Below are 518 nucleotides of genomic sequence, written 5' to 3'. Positions count from 1 at the left end.
CATTCTCCAGGGCAGCGGTGCTCCAATGTTCGGTCCTGAGGTCAGCGGTCAGGTTGACGCTGCCTCAGCCATTAACACGGTCGCCAAAGCCCTCGGAATGACCGCCCAGGGTGACGAGCAGTACGCAATCAGGATGATAGATAACGCCATGGAAACCGCTTCCACGGCTCTACAGGCCAAAGGACATAGCCTGGAAAAGGTAAACGGCGTCTGGAGGTTCGATGGAAACCCCGTAACCGTCAAGGTGATCTCACGCTCCGACGATCCAGGAAGAGCAAGTGAAGGCGAGTACATTGCCCAAGCACTGAGAAACGCTGGATTCAACGTGCAGATTATTCAAATGACAAAAACTCAGGCCAATGATGTTGTCTACTCTAGCAGTCCGAAGACTCTCCAGTGGAGTGTTTACACTGAGGGCTGGGTTAGCAGTGGAATTCAGCCGGTTACGAGCATTGCCTGGGACTACTGGTTCTTTGACTACTACGTTGACCCGAACTGGGGTACTGCCTACCACAACC

General features: G+C 53.5%; 1 pseudogene. It reads left to right on the top strand.

What is annotated here, in order from left to right:
- Positions 1-25: 25 nt before the first annotated feature.
- Positions 26-518 (top strand): annotated as a pseudogene (locus E3E29_RS11320) (hypothetical protein); the annotation flags it as partial.

Source organism: Thermococcus sp. Bubb.Bath, from assembly GCF_012027595.1.
In the GTDB taxonomy this organism is placed as follows: domain Archaea; phylum Methanobacteriota_B; class Thermococci; order Thermococcales; family Thermococcaceae; genus Thermococcus.
Note: the sequence above shows the minus strand (reverse complement) of the source record. Positions and strands in the feature narration are given on the sequence as shown.